Origin of the sequence: Variovorax stachyos (assembly GCF_051400855.1) — a bacterium.
GTDB lineage: Bacteria > Pseudomonadota > Gammaproteobacteria > Burkholderiales > Burkholderiaceae_C > Variovorax.
Map to the genome: position 1 here is coordinate 567032 of NZ_JBLFFN010000002.1, position 16163 is coordinate 583194.

The following is a 16163-nucleotide window of genomic DNA, read 5'->3' on the forward strand; positions in this document are numbered from 1 at the left end:
GCCCCCATGAGCGCAGGCGCCTTGCGCGCCCGCGGCATTCATCAGGCTGCGAGGGCGGCGCGGTCCTGGTTCGCGGCTTCGCCCGTCGCTGCCAGGATGTCGGCACGCGCAGCGCTCAGCGCAGCGGCCTTGGGCGCGTCGCCCATCGCCACCCCCTCGGCGCGTACGAAGCGCACGTCGGTGATGCCGAAGAAGCCGAGGATGGCTTTCAGGTAGCTTTCCTGGTGTTCCATCGCCTGGCCGGCTTCGCTGGTCGAGTAGATGCCGCCGCGGCTGGACGCCACGATCACCGTCTTGCCGCCGGCCAGGCCGACCGCGCCCTTGTCGGTGTAGCTGAAGGTGCGGCCGACTTGCGCCAGACGGTCGATCCAGGCCTTGAGCTGGGTCGGCACGCTGAAGTTGTAGAGCGGCGCGCCGATCACGATCACGTCGGACGCCAGGAACTGGCTCACCAGGCGCTCGGAAACGGCATTCTCCCGGCGCTGCGCTTCGGTGGGGCTGGCTTGCACGCCCACCTTGATGCCGAGCGCATCGGCATTGAAGTGGTTGGGGGTGTCGACGGCAAGGTCGAGGTACTCGACGGCCGTGTCAGGGTGGTTCTTGCGCCATTCGGCCACGATTTCGGCGGTGAGCTGGCGGGAGACGGAGTTCGCACCCAGGACGCTGGAATCGACGTGCAGCAGTTTCATGATCAATCGCTTTCTTTCGACAATGCGCCGGCACAGGGATCGGTCGGCATGAGGTAAGTCTATTTTTGAGTCGACTGGTTGATAAGACGGCAAAATTCACACAGATTGTCCTGCTGGTGGAACAATGACGGCCATGCAGGACCTCAACGACATGGTTTTCTTCGCCGAGGTGGCCGAGCGTGGCGGCTTTGCCGCCGCAGGGCGGGCCCTCGGCATTCCCAAATCCCGGCTCTCGCGCCGGGTCGCCGAACTGGAAGCGCGCCTCGGCGTGCAACTGCTGCAGCGCAGCACCCGGCAACTCTCGCTGACCCCGGCCGGCGAGCTCTACCTGCGGCACAGCATCGCCATGCGCGATGCCGCTGAGGCGGCCGCCGAAGCCATCGCCGAGGTGCAGACCGAGCCGCGCGGGCTGGTGCGCATCAGCTGCCCCATCTCGCTCGCGCAGAGCAACTTCGGCGTGCTGGTGTCGCAGTTCATGCGGCGCTATCCAGCGGTGCAGATTGAAATGCGCGTTCTGAACCGGGCGGTCGACCTGATCGAGGAGGGCATCGACCTGGCCCTGCGCGTGCGGCCAGTCATCGAGGACAGCACAACGCTGGTTGCCAAGCAGTTCGCCATCTCCCGGCCCGTGCTGGTGGCCACCCCGGAGCAGTTGCGGCGCCAGGGGCCGGTTCGCACGGTAGACGAGCTCGCGCGCCTGGACACCGTGGCCCAGTCGGCTTCCGACGGACGCGTCAGCTGGTGCCTGGAGGGTCCAGGCGGCGCGACACGCACCGTGCAATTCAGGCCGCGCTATCTGGCGGACGATCTGCGGACGCTCAAGTTCGCAGTCGTGGAGGGCGTCGGCGCCAGCATTCTGCCGGGCTACATGTGCAAGGAAGACCTCGAGCTGGGCCGCTTGGTCGAAGTCCTGCCGGAGTGGAGGCCTCCGCCGGGCATTCTGCACGCAGTGTTTCCGTCTCGGCGGGCGCTGGTGCCGGCGATCCGGAAGCTGATCGACTTCCTGGACGAGCACGCCGGCGCAGAGGGGTTCGAACTCATGGTCTGAAGATCTGCTTATTCGCTATGTGCCATATTCAAACAAGTAGATATTCGTTTGGCTTTGAAGCAATGCTCCGCAGAATCGGCGCTCCTTCCCTCAAAGGCAAGAAGAAAGCGAGCGACCATGGCAACCCTGCGCCTCGGCGACACGGCCCCCGATTTCACCCAGGACTCCAGCGAGGGCCCGATCGACTTCCACCAGTGGGCCGGCGACGCATGGGTCGTGCTGTTCTCGCATCCGGCCGACTTCACGCCGGTCTGCACCACCGAGCTGGGCAAGACCGCGGCACTGGCGACCGAGTTCGCCAAGCGCGGCGTCAAGCCGATCGCGATCAGCGTCGACCCGGTGGACAAGCACCATGAATGGATCGGCGACATCAACGAGACGCAGAACACGACCGTCAATTTCCCGATCCTCGCCGATGCCGATCGCAAGGTGGCCGACCTGTACGACCTGATCCACCCCAAGGCCTCGACCACGGCCACGGTGCGCAGCGTGTTCATCATCGACCCGAAGAAGGTGATACGCACGACCATCACATACCCGGCCAGCACCGGGCGCAACTTCGACGAGATCCTGCGTGTGATCGACTCGCTGCAGCTGACCGACAGCCACAAGGTGGCGACACCGGCCAACTGGCGCGACGGCGACGAGGTGGTGATCATCCCCAGCCTGCAGGACCCGGCCGAGATTGCCCAGCGCTTCCCCAAGGGGTACAAGGCCGTTCGGCCCTACCTGCGCCTGACGCCGCAGCCCAACCGCTGAACGAGTGAACGCGTGAGCACAGCGACCCTCATCATCGTGCCGGGCTGGCGTGACTCCGGCCCGGGCCACTGGCAAAGCCTGTGGGCCGAGCGCATGCAGGGCGCGCTGCGGGTGGTGCAGGACGACTGGGTCACGCCCAAGCGCGAGGCGTGGGTGGCCTCGCTCGAGAAGCTGGTGCTGGAAAGCCCCGAGCCGGTGGTGATCGTCGCCCACAGCCTGGGCTGCATCGCGACCGCGCATCTGCCCGAGGCGGCCGCGGCCCGTATCCGTGGCGCGCTGCTGGTGGCGCCGGCCGACCCGGAACGGCGCGCGGCGCTTGCCGACTTCGCGCCCGTGCCCCATGCCACGTTGCCGTACCGCAGCATTCTGGTGGCCAGCAGCAACGACCCCTATTGCCCGGTGCGCCTGGCGGGCGCCTATGCCCGCGCCTGGGGCAGCGAATTCGTTCGCATGCAGAATGCCGGCCATATCAACGTCGATTCGGGGCATGGCGAGTGGCCTTTGGGCCTGGCGCTGCTCCAGTCGCTGACGGACGAACCCAGCGCACCGATGGGCGACCGTGCCCCATACGAACCATTGGCAACCTTATGACTTTCAAGACGACGAAGACGATCATTGCCGCCTTGGCGCTGGCGGCTGCCGCCGGTGCCGCCTCGGCGCAGACCCTGCTGAACGTGTCCTACGACGTGGCGCGCGAGTTCTACAAGGACTACAACGCGGCCTTCGTGGCGCACTACAAGAAGACAACCGGCAAGGACGTCAAGATCGACCAGTCGCACGCCGGCTCCAGCGCGCAGGCGCGCGCCGTGGCTGACGGCCTGGAGGCCGACGTGGTGACCATGAACACCACCACGGACATCGACTTCCTCGCCAACGCGGGCGTCGTCGCCAAGGACTGGCCCAAGCGCTTCCCGCACAATGCGGCGCCCACCACCTCGACCATGCTGTTCCTGACGCGCAACGGCAACCCGAAGGGCATCAAGGATTGGGACGATCTCATCAAGCCGGGCGTCCAGATCGTGATCGTCAATCCCAAGACCGGCGGCAACGGCCGTTATGCCTACCTCGCGGCCTGGGGCTACGTGAAGAAGAAGGGCGGCACCGATGCGCAGGCCGCCGAGTTCGTGGGCAAGCTGTTCAAGAACGTGCCTATCCTGGCGCGCGGCGGGCGCGATGCCACCACCGCCTTCCTGCAACGCAATATCGGCGACGTGCTCATCACCTTCGAATCGGAAGTGGTCTCGATCGACCGCGAGTTCGGCACCGGCAAGGTCGATGCGGTCTATCCCTCGATCAGCATCCTGGCCGAGAACCCGGTCGCGGTAGTCGAGCGCACGGTAGCGAAGAAGGGCACCGGCGAGCTCGCCAAGGCCTACCTCGACTACCTGTACTCCGACGAGGCCCAGGAGATCGCGGCCAAGCACGCGCTGCGCCCGCGCTCGGAGGCCGTGCTCAAGAAGGACGTCGCCACCTTCAAGCCGCTGCAGCTCTTCACCGTGCAGGAACTGTTCGGCAGCCTCGGCGAGGCGCAGAAGGTGCACTTCAACGATGGTGGGCAGTTCGACAAGCTGTACACGCCCGGCGGAAAGTAAATGAGTGGAGCTTTGTCTTCGGCGCTGCCGTCCTCGGCAGCGCCCTTGCCGCGTCCGGGCAACACCGGCGTGTCGCGGCGCGTGCTGCCGGGCTTCCATCTCACGCTCGGCTTTTCGATCTTCTATCTCTGCCTGATCGTACTGATCCCGCTGTCGGCACTGGCCTTCAAGACCTCCTTGCTGAGCTGGGAGCAGTTCTGGACCGCCGTGACCGCGCCGCGGGTGATGGCCTCCTACCGCCTGACCTTCGGCGCCTCGCTGATCGCGGCGCTGGTCAACCTGGTGTTCGGCCTGCTCGTGGCGTGGGTGCTGGTGCGCTACAAATTCCCCGGCAAGCGCATCGTCGACGCGCTGGTCGACCTGCCGTTCGCGCTGCCCACCGCCGTGGCCGGCATCTCGCTGACCGCGCTGCTCGCGGGCAACGGCTGGATCGGCCAGTATCTCGAGCCGATGGGCATCAAGCTGGCCTTCACGCCGGCAGGCGTGGTGATCGCGCTGATCTTCATCGGACTGCCGTTCGTGGTGCGCACCGTGCAGCCGGTGCTCGAGGACACCGAGAAGGAACTGGAGGAAGCCGCCACCAGCCTGGGCGCGACGCGGCTGCAGACCTTCATCAAGGTGATCCTGCCCTCGATCATGCCGGCGCTGCTGACCGGCTTCGCCATGGCCTTCGCCCGCGCGATCGGCGAATACGGCTCGGTGATCTTCATCGCCGGCAACATGCCGATGATCTCGGAGATCACGCCGCTCATCATCATCGGCAAGCTGGAGCAATACGACTTCGCGGGTGCCACGGCGGTCGCGCTCGTGATGCTGGTGATCTCCTTCGTGCTGCTGCTGGTCATCAATGCGCTGCAGGCCTGGCAGCGGCGGCGTGGGGCGTCGGCATGAGCACTACCCGCACCGTTCGCCGCGCCCAGGCCGGCACCACCGAGTCACCATGGGTGCGCTTCACCCTGATCGGTCTGGCGCTGGCCTTCATGTTCCTGTTCCTCGTGCTGCCGCTGGCCGCGGTCGCGACCGAGGCCTTGCGCAAGGGCGTCGACGCGTACCTCGACGCATTGAAGGAGCCCGATGCCTGGAGCGCCATCCGCCTCACGCTCATCACCGCTGCCATCGCGGTGCCGATGAACCTGATCTTCGGCGTGGCTGCCGCCTGGGCCATCGCGAAGTTCGAGTTCCGCGGCAAGGCGCTGCTCACCACGCTGGTCGATCTTCCCTTCGCGGTGTCGCCGGTCGTCGCAGGCCTGATCTACGTGCTGGTCTTCGGCGCGCAGGGCTGGTTCGGCCCGTGGCTCGCGGCGCACGACATCAAGATCATCTTCGCCGTGCCCGGCATCGTGCTGGCCACCGTCTTCGTGACCTTCCCCTTCATCGCGCGCGAGTTGATTCCGCTGATGCAGGCGCAGGGCACCGAGGAGGAGCAGGCCGCCATCGTTCTCGGCGCGACAGGCTGGCAGACCTTCCGGCGCGTGACCCTGCCCAACATCAAGTGGGGGCTGCTGTACGGCGTGATCCTGTGCAATGCGCGCGCCATGGGCGAGTTCGGCGCGGTGTCGGTGGTCTCGGGCCACATCCGCGGCCAAACCAACACCATGCCGCTGCACGTCGAAGTGCTCTACAACGAATACCAGTCCGTGGCCGCCTTCGCCGTGGCCTCGCTGCTGGCCATCCTGGCGCTGGTCACGCTGGTCATCAAGTCGGTCATCGAATGGCGCCACGAGCGCGAGATGAAGGCCCTGGCCGAGCTGCCGCCCGAGCAGCCGCTTGCCGCCGCGCGCGCGTGAGGAGAAACACACCATGAGCATTGAAATCCGCAACGTCAGCAAGCAATTCGGCGACTTCCACGCGCTGCGCGACGTCAGCCTCGACGTCGCCTCCGGGGAGCTGGTCGCGCTGCTGGGCCCTTCGGGCTGCGGCAAGACCACCTTGCTGCGCATCATCGCGGGCCTGGAGACGGCCGACGCCGGCAGCATCCTGTTCGCCGGCGAGGACACCACCGACGTGCACGTGCGCGAGCGCCAGGTCGGCTTCGTGTTCCAGCACTACGCGCTGTTTCGCCACATGTCGGTGTTCGAGAACGTGGCCTTCGGCCTGCGTGTCAAGCCGCGGAGCCTGCGCCCCAGCGAGGCGCAGATCAAGGCCAAGGTCCACGAACTGCTCAAGCTGGTGCAGCTCGACTGGCTGGCCGACCGCTATCCGGCCCAGCTCTCGGGCGGCCAGCGCCAGCGCATTGCCCTGGCCCGCGCGCTGGCGGTCGAGCCCAAGGTGCTGCTGCTCGACGAGCCCTTCGGCGCCCTCGACGCCAAGGTGCGCAAGGAACTGCGCCGCTGGCTGCGTCGGTTGCACGACGAGCTGCACGTCACCAGCATTTTCGTCACGCACGACCAGGAGGAGGCGCTCGAAGTCGCCGACCGCGTGGTGCTGATGAACAGCGGCCGCATCGAACAAGTCGGCTCGCCTCAGGACGTGTGGGACCATCCGGCCAGCCCCTTCGTCTACGGCTTTCTCGGCGACGTCAACCTCTTCCACGGCCGCGCGCACGAAGGCGAGGTGCATGTCGAAGGCATCCGCATCGATTCACCCGAGCACCGGGAGCTGCAGAACGGCAAGGCCCTGGCCTATGTGAGGCCGCACGACCTCGACATCGAGCGCTACGTGCCCGGCGCCAGCGGCATCGTCGCGACCCTGAGCCGCGCCATCGTGGTCGGGCCGATCGCGCGCCTGGAACTCGAACCCGTGGAATCGAATCCAGACAATCCTGGTTCCGGAACCATCATCGAAGCGCAACTCCCTGCGCAACAGTTCCGGGACCTGGGCTTGAGCGAAGGCGAGACGGTGGTTGCCACGCCGCGCCGGGCCCGCGTCTTCGTAGAGGGGCACTGATTTGTTCGACTGGTATTTCCGGGCGCCGCGCCGCGCGCTCGCGCTGATCTGCGCTGCCTGCGTGGGCATGCTGGCCTTCGGGCTCTATCTGCAGCACGTGGTGGGCCTCGAGCCGTGCCCGATGTGCATCGTGCAGCGCTATGCGCTGATGCTGGTGGCGGTGTTCGCCGGCCTGGGCGCCCTGGGCAGGAGCCGCGGCCTGCAGGTCACCGGCACCACGCTGGCGCTGGTGATGGCCGTCGGCGGCGCCTACACCGCTGCGCGCCAGAGCTGGCTGCAGTGGTATCCGCCCGAAGTCGTGTCCTGCGGGCGCGACCTCTACGGGATGATCGAGACCTTCCCGCTGAAGCGGGCGCTGCCGCTGATCTTCCGGGGTGGCGGGGACTGCACGCAGATCGACTGGACCTTTTTGGGCCTGTCGATCGCGAACTGGTCCTTTATTGCCTTTGTGGTCTTCGGTCTGCTGTTGCTGGGCCTTCTGTTCTCGCGTGGCCCACGCCCCGATGCCCTGAGCGGCAGGGCGTCGAAGGCGGCGTGACTGGGCGCGCGTCAGACCTCGACGCCCTCACTCTTTTTCTCAACGTTCAGGCGGCCTGAGAAGGTCGCCTCGATTCCGTCGGGGATCGATAGTTTCAGCACTCCTCTGCTAGCCTCATCGCCGTCGACGATGAAATCCGCCTTCCAGTGAATTCCAAGGACATTGTTCTCGGGCAGCGACAGCCAGTCCTGGACTTCGTTAGCCACTGCATAAGTTTGCCAATCAATCGAGATCTTGTAGTTAATTCCATTTTTTTCGGAATTGACATGGGAAAGTTTCCATTTGCATGCCCCCATGCCCTGGGTTGAAATTCTTTCGTGGCTTCCGTCGCTCTTCTGAAGCATCAGCGGCCCGTCGAATGTTGTTGCATTGGTGCTGGTGATCATTCTAAAAGGAACACTTTCGCCTCCCGGGTCGGCCAAGCAATGAAACAGCGGACTCAATGTGGTCTGATTAAGAACTGAAGAGAGCACCATGGTCGTGTTGGGGTCTTCTCCCGCAAATGCTTTAACCGCGTAGGCAACGGATATGTTGCGCGGGCCTTGCTGATCAGTTCCCTCTGGTAATTCGTTGGATTTGAATACAGTGCCTGGTTCGGTCGGAATCTCGTAGTTGAATCGCCAGAAATCAGCAATCGCTTGCTTGTGAACGGTGATCCGGCCGATCTGTTCCTTTCCATATAACAAGCTATTTGCTTTTGCGCGCTCAAGCATGTCCGCGATGGTTGATCCGGCATCGCCGCTTGCCTGCGAAGGCAGGTCGGGGTATTTGGAGAAGGCGGGGACTATGTGGAGGATCTGACTTCCACTCAAATTGCCGTTTTCATCTACAATTGCGCCCTCCGGCAAATTAGCATAAATGAAATTGGATTTGAATTTGTTCAGGTAACTGCTGAAGTCGGCGGGCGAGTTCATTGCCAAGCCGGTAAGCGCGCCGAGGGATGCATAAAATCCTTCTGGCTGGGTGAGAAGCTTGTGGAGTGCATTCAGTTGCCGGCCGAGTTCAAGCATGCCCTCGCGTTTTGCTTCTGGGCAGCTATCGATGAATTCCTTGTTGGCGAGGAGATTGATGCTGAATTTTAATTTCTTGAAGTTATCGGTCAACTCTATCGTGGCCTCTTCCATTCTTTTGTCCTGCGGTCTGCCGTCGAAAACTTCTTTCAGCAGCTTGTTTATGTTTCTGTCGAAATTAAGGCTGAGGTCAATAATTTCTTCGTATTCGTGCGAGGTGTGGAAAGGGCAATTGGGCAGATTTTCCTCGATGAAGGCCGTGGTTTTGGCTCGAAGCTGCTTGCGATAGTTTCCGCCGCTCAGTTCATGAGCTGCACCTCGAATGTCATTCATTGCCTTTTGCAAACCATTTGCCAATGGCGACGCCTTCTCGTTTTGAGATGAAAACGGCGTTCGCGCCTTGCCGGTGTCGAAGTCAAGCTCGATTCCCTTGAAATATTTTTCTGCGAAGGCTTGCTGATGGAGCTCAATCTGTTCGGATAACATGGATTTCAGATCTCCCACCATCAGCGGGGCCGCGTCGACTACGAAATTGGCTTCATCGAGTTCTTTCGTTATAAATCCGCTTGTTATCGAGGCATGCAAGGCTTCGTTTTGTCCTGCGCCATTTGTTCCTGTGATTGTCAAGATGGCCCGACGCGCGGCAATTCTCCGAGCCAGGAATTGCTTAGGGAACAGTGCTTGCTTGAATCCAGTCCCCTTGCCTTTGCTTATATAGAGGACGAGCGAACCGTCTTTGTTCGTTTTTGCGTGAAGCACGCGCTTGTCTTTTGCGCTATTCAGGAAACTCTGCAGTTGGTCGACGGTTGCAGTAGCGACGGGAAGCGAATGTATTTGAGGCATGACGTTTGACCGTGAAAATGAGGTGTGCGATCGGTTTTCTCAGCCTTGGTTGGTAACTGGCTGGCAGCGGCAGTAGCAGAGTGCCGCGCTTGTTTTTGATCCAAAAATTCTGTCCTCTGCCGTTAAGCAAGGGAGTTCGGGCTCAAAATCTCCGCTCTGGCCTGCTCCTGCTGCGCGCCACGTGCGACAACTTCTCGTCATTCCCGCGCCCGAGCAATAAAAAGCTCGAAGTCCGACTGAAAATCCACGACTGAAGGCTCTGCAACTAGGATGTGGCTACAGAGTTGAAATTCACCGCCCGGCTCGGCGAGGGCCATCGCCCAGCCTTTCGAGGCGTGCTCGACGGACGTGAGCATCATTAAGAGTTCGCAGGTCGCGAGCCGGTGCTCTTCAGGAGGGCGGCCCAGGTCCGTTTCGAGACTGAGCGTGCCCCGATCCTCATCTAACTCTGCAAGGACGATCGAACCATCCTCCAACTCGATCGCCCAACGGGGCGCGTCAGCCTCCTGGACGATGCTTTCAATGCGCTGATCGCTTTCGCCCAGTTCGACCAGGAGCCGGGCCGTTTGTCTTGAATCCATGTTCATAAATACCTGCTTGCGGAGTGACGGTAGCACCGCGTGCGCTGTGCATTCACCATCACGAATTGACCACCCTGTAAACTTGGAACCCTTTGTGACCGGCTTTCTCTTGGCCTTTGTAACAGCCACTCAATCGAAAGTTCGATGTCGAGACGAAAAAAGTCATGCATGGTTAAGAGCGGCTGAGCTAGCCAGTAAACTTTAAGAGAACTCTGGCGATTTCTTCTTATTTTCTGAAGCAACAAAAGATGTTTTCAAGCGAGCCGAGCAGTGGGATGCTGTGGTGCTGGACATGACCTCCCCGCCGGCCCAAGTCATCGGTGGCGGTTCTCGGTACCCTGATCCTGAGTGTGTTTTTCAGCCGTGAGTGAAGGGCTTGAGATTCATGACGCCAACGTTGCCGATCGCGCGGCGCACTTCGTAAAGTGGACCATCCAAGTGACGGGGTCGGCGCTATAGCGGCCAAGCCTGTGCGGCACGGCGAAAGGGCTGCCAATCCACTGGCCGGGTATCAAGCCGTGGCCCCCCTCCTGCTGTGAGGCCGCGACAACGCCTTCCGGCGTCGAGAACCAGTTGATTGCGGGCCCGTTCTCCTATCGCGGCGGCAGGAGCCAGGGTTGCTCAAAGCGGCAGCGTGTCGAAAGCCGCGTAAGAGGTCGCCAGCCAGCTCTTGACGCGCTGGCGCTCCAGCAGCCCGAGCGCGTTGGGGCCCTCTCGGTCGTTGACCGCCTTCCAGAAGCTGGTGTTGCGCGCATCGATCTTGCGCATGCTCGCATCGTGCAGGCGGGGCAGGGCGACTACGCGCGCCCCACTCGCAATGGCCTTGCTGAGCGACTGCGAGCCGAGCAGCAGGGCGAAGTCGTTGCCGCGGCCGTAGTTCTGCACCACGATGTAGTTGGGCCGATTGCCGAAGGTATCGATCAGCGTGCCGAGCAGGTCGCTCGAGTCCTTGCCGTCGTCCAGCACGTGCCAGAAATTGACCGTCACGCCGAGCCCGGCGAAGACGTCGAAAAGCTCCGAATCCTTGATCCAGCGCGCCAGCGGCGCCAGCGTCTGCGCCGCGAGGTCGACGATCACGCTCTGCTGCGGATGCGTCTCGAAGCCGTTGACCACCGTGTCCAGGCCCTCGTAGCTGTCGACCACCACCGGCGAGGCGAAGCCCTCGTAGAAGCGGGTGAAGGAGCTGTGCGATCGATCGGTGTCGAAGCCCACGAAGGGCTTGCTGTGGTCGATGAAGTACTGCGCCAGGACCCGGGCGGTGACGGACTTGCCGACACCGCCTTTTTCGCCGCCGATGAAGTTGATGGAGCTCATGGGTTCGTGGAAGAGGAGGTGGTTGAACGCCGAGGCATTCTAGGGGTGAGCAACAGTGACATGCGACTGCTACGTTGGTTGTCACCCCCGTGCTCACCCCATCCTTAACGCTGTGGTCTCCAAGTGGGATCATGCCGAGTGACTGACCGACCGTCTCGCTCAGTTGAGCATAAATCGGTCGGACCCCTGTTTGAACCTTGCCTCTGCGTCGGTTGGTAGGTCCAAGGTCAATTTGAATTGTCACCGTGGTCGGGAGCTCGCTGGCGCGCGCGTCTTATGTATCGCTTTCAGTTATCGCTAGGCGGCCCGAGTACTCTGCCTGAATACCCGTTGGGAGCTTGACAGACAGGATGCTATTTCGAGCCGCGTTTCCGTCAACAAGAATCTCGGTTGATGCGTGAATGCCGAGTACACTATTCTTATTCAATGGAACCTCGCCTTCATGGCCCCGTCTAGCTTCGGCATACGTTGGAAAGTCAACTGCAATCAGAAAATCGGCGCCCACACGTGAAATCGTAAATTTAGTGGCGCCGAACTGCTTCGCAACAACGGGTTTCGTTTCGCCTCTACTATCCATGATAGTGACCTCGGGAGCAGGCTCATGTTTACCTTCGGTCTTGGACTTGAACATTTTTAGAGCGGATTCTTGCCCGTAGACCACGAATGCCAATAACTCGGGAGTCGCCTGAGTCAGAAGCGAAGAAAGTGCAAGCGCAGTGTTGCTGTTTTCTTCTGGCGTAGCATCTTCATCGCTAACAAAGTCCAAAAGAGTCCGTGCAATCTGCCGCGAACGAAGCACCTCATTGGCTGTCTTTCGATAGTCTTCTGAGTAATTGTGATATGCCAGATATTCGTCCGCGTCCGCTTTGGTGGGTAAAGGTAAGTCCTTTACGGTCCCGTCGGTGTTTTTAAATTCGTAGTTCAGTCGATGAAAATCAGCTCTAGCAAGACTGGCTACAAGTATTCCGTTTAAGGGCACCGGACGATCGATCTGTCTTGCTGCTTCAAAGTCTAGAAATTTGCCCAATTTTTCGGAGATTGCATCTTCAAGGTGGGGGGCTGGGGTATCGGAAGTGACAGGGTACTTCGTAAATTTATACCGCCCGGACAAATTTCCTTGTTTGTCCAAAATGGCGCCTGCAGGAAGTCTTTTACGAATGCGATCAAGTTTGGCCTCCGCCTTCTGTCCCAAGCCGTAGGCGATCCTTTTTTTCGCGGAACGATCGAGAGTTGGCAGTTCGGCCATCCCCGGAAACCTGCGAGGCGAGAGCGTGCCAGAGGTGAAGAGCTCATCGCCTGACGACGATTGCTCGCGGATCTGGATTGGCTGCGTTTCGCCGCTTGAGGAACTTTTTTTCTGCGGAGTGATGATCTCAGTCAAGTTCTTTTTCGCCGGGCTCCGCACCAGCGTTTTAGCAGCCTCCGGTCTGGCCCCGCGGATCCCGGTTGTTTCCGTCAGTTGAAACCGCAACGCCAAAGCATCGTCGCTGGCAAGTTGAGATGAAGAACCTTCGGACCTTGTATCGTGTAATTTAATCGGAATAAAAGATGCGGGCTCTGTGGGCCGAGTTGGGAATTTCGCCCCCTCATCAATACTAAACGTCACATGCTCTTCAGAAGTTCTTTGTTCTGTTCGGTCTTCGACATCGCAACCCTGTGGCAAAACAGGTAGTTGAGTGTGAGGCGAAAAGGTACTGGTTTCCCTTGGCGAGCCCATCAATATCTGATGACTTTCTGCTTTCTCTCGTTTTTTATCTCGAGGACTGCGAATGATGGTTGCAAGCGGTTTTTTTTGCGATGGAGAGGCCGAATCGAGTATATCCTTTTGGTTTTTTTCTGACTTCGGACGGCGGCTGAGTCGGCTAAAAATGGAAGGGCCTGTAGGGCCTGTATTTTGCGATCTCATAACAAAATGGATTAGTAAAAGATGGATGAAAAGAAAACCTTGCTTATGGCTCTGAAGGTTCGTCGCGGTATGACCCGTTGGTCTGCTGCATCGCCACGATGTAAAAGCCTCTATGAATCGCTGAAGCCTTTGTGACCTGGTTTGCTCATTGGTCAGTAACCCGCTGCAAACGAAGGTTCCGCTGTCAAAGAGGCCCAGAGTTGACCTTTTCTGAGCCATCGAGAAGAAAGGGCTGGAAAGCAACTTCGCCTCAAATACAGCGAGGAACCGCGTATTTTTCGTTGGCTCTGGAAGCCATTGCCCGCCGGCTTGGCTTGCAGCAGCGTCAGGAATCGGCAAACCAAAGTACTCGTGAAAATCGGGGGGCCGGGATCGAACATGATTTCTCGGGCGCCGCAAGGGTCGCCATCGCCAGGCGACGATCGCCTGTCACTGTCCAGGCTTGATCTTGCTCGAAAAAGGGATGGCGGTGCGCTGGCCGATATCAATGAGGAACCACATCTGCGAGGGGCAGTCCGGACCTCAATTGATGCCGATAGGTTCGAGTGTGATGAATTCCTGGTTCACCATCTCTACCTTCCCGCCCACCTCGACCGCTACCTGTTTAGAGGTCTTTTCTCGTGAGATGACCCTGAAACTCGTGTTCGGCAGGCAGAGGACTTCGGACTCGCTCAAGTTGTCTGTCAGGGTCGAGATGTCGCGCCAACGCGGGTCGTCAACCGGAATGTCGATGAACTTCAGCAAAAAGCGTCCAGTGAACTTTTGCTCTGCGACCTTGGTTAATTTACTGGTGGAGACGAATGCCGGGTCCGTATAAACGTCACCTGGCTTGAGGCTGTCATCGAACAGGTAGTTCGTACCGCGGAAGAGCTCCGTGCCGGGCGGCAGCGGCGGCAGCTTGGCAAAGCCTCTTTCGCACGCCTTCACCAGGCTCTCGAAAGTTCCCGGCGGAGCGACCTCGTTGTCTTTCCCGAAAGTAGAGTCCGGCTTCTGCCTGAGAGATTGCTGGACGTAGGAAAAGCCAACCTGCCCATACCACCTGAGACCGACGGCCGCGTCAAAGGGCACGTCGTACGTCTTGATCGTCTTTAGCGCATCGTCATCCTTGAGCAAGCTCGACAGGTAGCTCTCAAGGACACGTGGAAGCAGGTCAACCAAATGCTCGCCGCCCTTCAAGGCATCCTTGTAAAGATCGGACTTGTGCAGGATTTCCGCTGGGCTCTTGATCCGGCGCCCTGGGATTAAATCAAAAAATGTTTTCTTTGGTCGCTGCGACACATCGTGCTGGTTTGAATCTGTCAAGGGAGCAAGTGAATGGCCAGACTCCGTCGCGTTTAGTGGAGATTCGGAATTGCTTGAGAGCTCTATGGTCGATTTAAATTCCCGGGGTATGGATTGCACCTTTTCCCGTTTTAGCTGTAGATTCGGGTTGCGTCTCTTTTCCTTCAGTGCATCCAGTTTTCTTTGATGCGGTGATTTTTTCGGTTCCCACCGCGGTTTGGTCGGAATTTGTCCGCCTGAGGTGGAAAGTTGTTCGATATTCACACCGGTATTTTGTGCCGAATTGGCGTCGATCTGAGTATTTTCACTTGACTGTTCGGATTCGGAAAGGCTTGAAGCCTTGTTTTCGACAGTTGCCGATCTCTCTTCGCTGCTCGTTGCCGATTCTTCTTGTAGAGTGCTGGAGGATGACGATCGATTCGGATTTGTATCGAGGATTTTTGTACGAGGAGCTGCCTTTAGGAATTTTCTTTTAGGGATGACGGTGGATAATTTGGCCGAGGATGATGTATTTGCATCTCCCGTCGGCTTTTTTACCTCCGGAGACGGAACGCGGCGCGTGGGAGTCGCCGGCTGAAACTTGGTCAAACGATTGCTCATAGTCTGAATTGATTACCTGCTTGCAGATGAGGCGGCGCGTGCTTGGACGCCACGATGAAACCCCCTGTGGACTTCGGAAGCAGCTGTGACTCGGCTTCTTCAATGATCAGGAACACTCAGGAAACCAAAGTTCCATGGCTTGGCCGGTTCATGGACGACCCGTCCTTGAAACATTGTGGAGAGGGAATCAGGAGCAAATTTGCAGGGGTACGGCGCGGCGAGGCGGACTTAGCGCCGGCTTCGGAAACCTTTGTTAATCTGATTTTTGGTGAAGAATGCGAATCGTTGGTGGAAACGAAAGGTTTCACTGCAAAAGACAAGGGCAACAACCTACCTTTGAACCATCGCAAAGAAGGGCCCGAAGTTCCCCAGCAGCCAGTTCTGGCTGAAATCCAGCGCCGCGCGCCGGTACTTCTCATCGGCTTGCGCGGCCATCAGGTCCAGCCGCGCCACGACCTTCGAAAGCTCGCGATCCACCACGAGGTTGCGCCCGCGTTCGCTGATCTCCGTAGCCAGCAGCAGCGGCTGGCCGTCCTGGCCAGTCTTCGAGCCGATGAGCCACAGCGAGATCTCGACGTTGCGCGCCGCGCGGTAGCTGTTCTCCGCGTTGACGCCGTCGAGCATGGTCTGCTCCCAGGTGCCACCGTTGGCGTGCTTGAGCAGCGACGCCCAGCCGACCACCAGCGCCGCGACGCGGTCGCCGTCGTACGGCTTGGGCTGGGTCTCGAAGGCGAGGCGGATGGCGTCGATGCCGGTCGCGCCGCGCAGCTGGGGCAGGGGGATGTCCTGCGAAATGGCGTCCCAGGTGCGCTGGGTGGCGTCCTCCGCGCTTGACGCCCACTTGCGCCATTCGCGCGGATTGCGCCGGTACAGCGAGAGCTGCACGCGCCGGATCGACTGCAGGTTGTCGCGCACGGCGAGGTTTGCGATGCGGTTGGCGCCTGATTGCAGCCACTCGTTGTTGCCATAAGGCTCGGCGCGCTCGGTGCTGGCGCAGCCCGAAAGGCCGAGGATCGTTGCGGCCAGGCCGCCTGCGAGGACGGCGCGGCGCGCGAGAGGGGAAGACCGGAGGGATTCGCTCATGGCCTGCACGTTATCATCGCCGCCTCGGGCAGC

The 16163-nt window shown here is 60.4% G+C and carries 15 protein-coding genes; 8 read left to right on the forward strand and 7 right to left on the reverse strand.

Features of this window, described 5'->3' with window-relative positions; translation table 11 throughout:
• Positions 1-41 precede the first annotated feature (41 nt).
• A complete protein-coding gene (locus ACMGEZ_RS05950; RefSeq protein ID WP_436821317.1) occupies positions 42-689 on the reverse strand; it encodes an FMN-dependent NADH-azoreductase in 648 nt (215 codons plus the stop codon).
• Between the two features lie 133 nt (positions 690-822).
• Between ACMGEZ_RS05950 and ACMGEZ_RS05955 the strand changes: the two genes are divergently transcribed.
• The 8 genes from ACMGEZ_RS05955 to ACMGEZ_RS05990 all read left to right on the forward strand — a co-directional run bounded on the left by ACMGEZ_RS05955 (position 823) and on the right by ACMGEZ_RS05990 (position 7512).
• Positions 823-1737: a LysR family transcriptional regulator gene (locus ACMGEZ_RS05955; RefSeq protein WP_436821318.1), complete on the forward strand. Its 915-nt coding sequence runs from the start codon at positions 823-825 to the stop codon at positions 1735-1737.
• Positions 1738-1854: 117 nt separating this feature from the next.
• Positions 1855-2496, forward strand: a complete 642-nt coding sequence (locus ACMGEZ_RS05960; protein ID WP_436821319.1) for a peroxiredoxin — start codon at positions 1855-1857, stop codon at positions 2494-2496.
• A gap of 12 nt (positions 2497-2508) precedes the next feature.
• Positions 2509-3087, forward strand: coding sequence for an RBBP9/YdeN family alpha/beta hydrolase (locus ACMGEZ_RS05965; protein ID WP_436821320.1), 579 nt, complete (start codon positions 2509-2511; stop codon positions 3085-3087).
• The gene (locus ACMGEZ_RS05970) at positions 3084-4088 is read left to right on the forward strand and encodes a sulfate ABC transporter substrate-binding protein (protein WP_436821321.1); all 1005 of its coding nucleotides are present in this window, start codon (positions 3084-3086) and stop codon (positions 4086-4088) included. The genes ACMGEZ_RS05965 and ACMGEZ_RS05970 overlap by 4 nt, the downstream gene beginning before the upstream one ends.
• The gene (cysT, locus tag ACMGEZ_RS05975) at positions 4089-4979 is read left to right on the forward strand and encodes a sulfate ABC transporter permease subunit CysT (RefSeq protein ID WP_436821322.1); all 891 of its coding nucleotides are present in this window, start codon (positions 4089-4091) and stop codon (positions 4977-4979) included.
• Positions 4976-5875, forward strand: a complete 900-nt coding sequence (cysW, locus tag ACMGEZ_RS05980; protein ID WP_436821323.1) for a sulfate ABC transporter permease subunit CysW — start codon at positions 4976-4978, stop codon at positions 5873-5875. The genes cysT and cysW overlap by 4 nt, the downstream gene beginning before the upstream one ends.
• Before the next feature lie 13 nt (positions 5876-5888).
• Positions 5889-6974, forward strand: coding sequence for a sulfate/molybdate ABC transporter ATP-binding protein (locus ACMGEZ_RS05985; RefSeq protein WP_436821324.1), 1086 nt, complete (start codon positions 5889-5891; stop codon positions 6972-6974).
• A gap of 1 nt (position 6975) precedes the next feature.
• Positions 6976-7512, forward strand: a complete 537-nt coding sequence (locus ACMGEZ_RS05990) for a disulfide bond formation protein B (RefSeq protein ID WP_436821325.1) — start codon at positions 6976-6978, stop codon at positions 7510-7512.
• 11 nt (positions 7513-7523) lie between these two features.
• Here ACMGEZ_RS05990 and ACMGEZ_RS05995 read toward each other — a convergent pair whose 3' ends face one another.
• The 6 genes from ACMGEZ_RS05995 to ACMGEZ_RS06020 form a co-directional block, all read right to left on the reverse strand.
• Positions 7524-9365 (reverse strand): hypothetical protein, encoded by a 1842-nt coding sequence (locus ACMGEZ_RS05995; RefSeq protein ID WP_436821326.1) that lies wholly within the window; start codon positions 9363-9365, stop codon positions 7524-7526.
• A gap of 197 nt (positions 9366-9562) precedes the next feature.
• Positions 9563-9952 carry a type III secretion system chaperone gene (locus ACMGEZ_RS06000; protein ID WP_436821327.1) on the reverse strand — a complete coding sequence of 130 codons (390 nt, stop codon included), beginning with the start codon at positions 9950-9952 and terminating at the stop codon, positions 9563-9565.
• A 615-nt stretch (positions 9953-10567) separates the two neighbouring features.
• Positions 10568-11260: a P-loop NTPase family protein gene (locus ACMGEZ_RS06005; protein ID WP_436821328.1), complete on the reverse strand. Its 693-nt coding sequence runs from the start codon at positions 11258-11260 to the stop codon at positions 10568-10570.
• 274 nt (positions 11261-11534) lie between these two features.
• On the reverse strand, positions 11535-13505 hold the full coding sequence (locus ACMGEZ_RS06010; RefSeq protein WP_436821329.1) for a hypothetical protein: 1971 nt from the start codon (positions 13503-13505) through the stop codon (positions 11535-11537).
• Positions 13506-13688: 183 nt separating this feature from the next.
• Positions 13689-15035, reverse strand: a complete 1347-nt coding sequence (locus ACMGEZ_RS06015) for an ADP-ribosyltransferase family protein (protein ID WP_436821330.1) — start codon at positions 15033-15035, stop codon at positions 13689-13691.
• A gap of 342 nt (positions 15036-15377) precedes the next feature.
• Positions 15378-16130: a hypothetical protein gene (locus ACMGEZ_RS06020; RefSeq protein WP_436821331.1), complete on the reverse strand. Its 753-nt coding sequence runs from the start codon at positions 16128-16130 to the stop codon at positions 15378-15380.
• Between the last annotated feature and the right edge of the window lie 33 nt (positions 16131-16163).

Coding starts and splice junctions, on each gene's coding strand:
- ACMGEZ_RS05950 (WP_436821317.1), bottom strand. CDS start 689: ATGAAACTGCTGCACGTCGATTCCAGCGTCCTGGGTGCGAACTCCGTC.
- ACMGEZ_RS05955 (WP_436821318.1), top strand. CDS start 823: ATGCAGGACCTCAACGACATGGTTTTCTTCGCCGAGGTGGCCGAGCGT.
- ACMGEZ_RS05960 (WP_436821319.1), top strand. CDS start 1,855: ATGGCAACCCTGCGCCTCGGCGACACGGCCCCCGATTTCACCCAGGAC.
- ACMGEZ_RS05970 (WP_436821321.1), top strand. CDS start 3,084: ATGACTTTCAAGACGACGAAGACGATCATTGCCGCCTTGGCGCTGGCG.
- cysT (WP_436821322.1), top strand. CDS start 4,089: ATGAGTGGAGCTTTGTCTTCGGCGCTGCCGTCCTCGGCAGCGCCCTTG.
- cysW (WP_436821323.1), top strand. CDS start 4,976: ATGAGCACTACCCGCACCGTTCGCCGCGCCCAGGCCGGCACCACCGAG.
- ACMGEZ_RS05985 (WP_436821324.1), top strand. CDS start 5,889: ATGAGCATTGAAATCCGCAACGTCAGCAAGCAATTCGGCGACTTCCAC.
- ACMGEZ_RS05995 (WP_436821326.1), bottom strand. CDS start 9,365: ATGCCTCAAATACATTCGCTTCCCGTCGCTACTGCAACCGTCGACCAA.
- ACMGEZ_RS06000 (WP_436821327.1), bottom strand. CDS start 9,952: ATGAACATGGATTCAAGACAAACGGCCCGGCTCCTGGTCGAACTGGGC.
- ACMGEZ_RS06005 (WP_436821328.1), bottom strand. CDS start 11,260: ATGAGCTCCATCAACTTCATCGGCGGCGAAAAAGGCGGTGTCGGCAAG.
- ACMGEZ_RS06020 (WP_436821331.1), bottom strand. CDS start 16,130: ATGAGCGAATCCCTCCGGTCTTCCCCTCTCGCGCGCCGCGCCGTCCTC.